3 protein-coding genes are annotated in these 2,456 nt (G+C 44.8%); all 3 read right to left on the bottom strand.

The genetic code is table 11. The features are described from left to right. Positions 1 to 1,002: deoxyhypusine synthase (gene speY / locus H6S82_RS28985; RefSeq protein ID WP_191057157.1), on the bottom strand; the 1,002-nt coding region annotated here is incomplete at its 3' end. 167 nt (positions 1,003 to 1,169) lie between these two features. Further along, positions 1,170 to 1,697, bottom strand: a complete 528-nt coding sequence (locus tag H6S82_RS28990) for an O-acetyl-ADP-ribose deacetylase (protein ID WP_190475448.1) — start codon at positions 1,695 to 1,697, stop codon at positions 1,170 to 1,172. A gap of 9 nt (positions 1,698 to 1,706) precedes the next feature. After that, positions 1,707 to 2,456: ferritin-like domain-containing protein (locus H6S82_RS28995; protein ID WP_191057158.1), on the bottom strand; the 750-nt coding region annotated here is incomplete at its 5' end.

Genomic DNA, 2,456 nt, shown 5'->3' on the forward strand with positions numbered 1-2,456 from the left:
CATGGCGTAGGCGGTGATGATGGGTACGGCGATGGTACTATCGGTGTAACAAACAATTGTACTGGGCAATTCTTCGGGATCGACTTTACCCCAGCTGACTGCTTCGCTAGGCGTTGCACCGGATAAACCGCCTGTATCGGGACGCGCATCGGTCACTTGCACAAAGTAATCGTGACCCCGTTCTTCCAATCCCAATACTTCGTGCAGTTGCGGTTGTGTTTGCAACAGGAAGTTTTTCGGACTACCACCGCCGATAATTACTGCTGCACTTTTGCCTTCTACTTGATTTGTACCGGATTCGCGGGCGCAATATGCGATCGCAGCTGTTTCGTTAACATCCAGTGCTGGATCTAATACTAACTGAGAACCTTCTAATGCGATCGCCGCTACATTCATGCCGATCGAGCTATCTCCCGGAGAAGATGTATAGATGGGCACTCCGCATTCGTAAGCTGTCGCCAACAGGGAGGAATGTTTTACCCCCAGTTGCTTTTCTACTTCCCGCACATACTTACCCAACAGGTAATGAAATTCTGCTGTTCCCATTCGCTTCTGAAATTCTTCCGCTTGCAGAACTTTGCGGATGAAAGCATCGGTTTCCAGCAGCACATCATAGCCAAAGGTAATATCGTAAATGCGAATTGTACCTTCTTCCCGCAGCTTGATATCATCAAGAAACGGACTGCTAGCGAACAGTTCAAAACCCAAGCCGAAGTGAATATCGTGGTAAAGATTAGCACCAGTGCTAATCATCCAGTCAATAAAGCCGTTGCGAATTAGGGGTGCTAAAGCTGCTACCCCCATTCCGGCGGGTGTCATCGCACCGGAGAGACTGACTCCCACCGTTACGCCTTCTTGGAAAACTTCGCGACTGAGTAGGTGACAGATTTCGCGCAACCGAGCGGAGTTGTAGGCGGTAAAATAATTATCGATTAAATCGACCACGCCAATTTCTTTGGGCATGGGGGCGGGTGCGATTTTGCGACCAGACTTTTTTGACATTTTTGCACTCCTAAAAGAAGGGGTTAGGGATTAGGGACTAGGGGCTAGGGGAAGAGAGAAAGTAGGGGCTAGGGAACAGTTTTTAGGAATGAGTAAAAAAATACTCGTCGATAAGTTGATTTAACTCGCGCTTGAGTATAAAAGACTTGTCGATGAGTTTTCTTCCCTTAGTTCATAACCCCTATTTCTTTCATCACCTTCAAGTAGCATTCGTATGCTGCTTTGCTAAAACAAACAAAGGTTACTTGTTCGATTGAGGTATTTCGCTGCCAAAATTTCCTAACTTCGGTGACAGCTATTTTAGTTGCGCGTTCGAGGGGAAATCCATACACACCAGTGCTGATAGCTGGGAAGGCAATAGTGCGGATGTTGTTTTTTTCTGCCAGTTCCAGACAGCGACGATAACAACTCGCTAATAACTCATCCTCCTTATAATTGCCACCTTGCCAAATAGGGCCTACTGTATGGATTACCCATTTGGCGGGTAGTTTGTAACCCTTGGTGATTTTAGCATCGCCTGTTTCGCAACCATTCAATTTTTTACATTCTTCATACAATTCCGATCCGGCGGCGCGGTGAATTGCCCCATCTACGCCACCACCACCCAGTAAGGAGTTATTGGCGGCGTTGACGATCGCATCCACCTGTTGTATGGTAATATCGCCTTCGATAACTGCGATTCGGTTTTGTTCCATTTTTGATTCTCAGAGTTTTTGACTTTGCGTGTTTTGTGGTTTTCGGTGCATTGTCTGAATTGCATTATCAAACTCAATCCAAACCTCCTGAGAAAAGCGGCTGAAGCTATAACCGCCAGCACGAAAAACTTTGTAATGATCTAACCAAACCACTAATAGGGTAGCATTGAAAAACAGGCGATGTAGCAGATCTGTGCAATATAATTGCCAAGTTGAGCGGCGATATCGTATTTTTCCTAACTGCTCGGACTGGAAATAAATGTGTTGGTTTTCATCTCGTAAAATTTGTTGACAAAGCTGTTTTAAAACTGCCGATCGCGTGGCATCTGCCAATGCCTTATAATAAACTAAAGCCATTAATTCTGCTGTTAACAAAACTGCGATCGCAAATTCTAAGTTGGCCAATTTTCGCAATTTGCGAAATATTGTATCTGTCCAGTGACGCTGTGCTAGAGGAATTTCCTGCTGTTTCATAAATCGAGCCAAATCAGCGGCGTGTCGTTGTTCCTCCGCAATAAAAAGTTTTAAGGTTTCCACATAAACACTATCTCCAGATATAGCAGCGTAGGCACGGGCGGCTTTTAATAGATTAGTACCTTCGGAACTTTCACCTAATTGAAAGCTGCGGATAGAGTTAGAGATATTTGTTTTCTCTATGTCGCTGAGTCGATAGGAAGCTTCCCAAGGAATGGGTAGCAGATTTTCACGATTGAAACGAAAGTATTCTAACCATTCTGTTGATGTTTTGCTAAAATTATG

The organism is Planktothrix sp. FACHB-1355 (genome assembly GCF_014748295.1).
Taxonomy (GTDB): domain Bacteria; phylum Cyanobacteriota; class Cyanobacteriia; order Cyanobacteriales; family Aerosakkonemataceae; genus Aerosakkonema; species Aerosakkonema funiforme_A.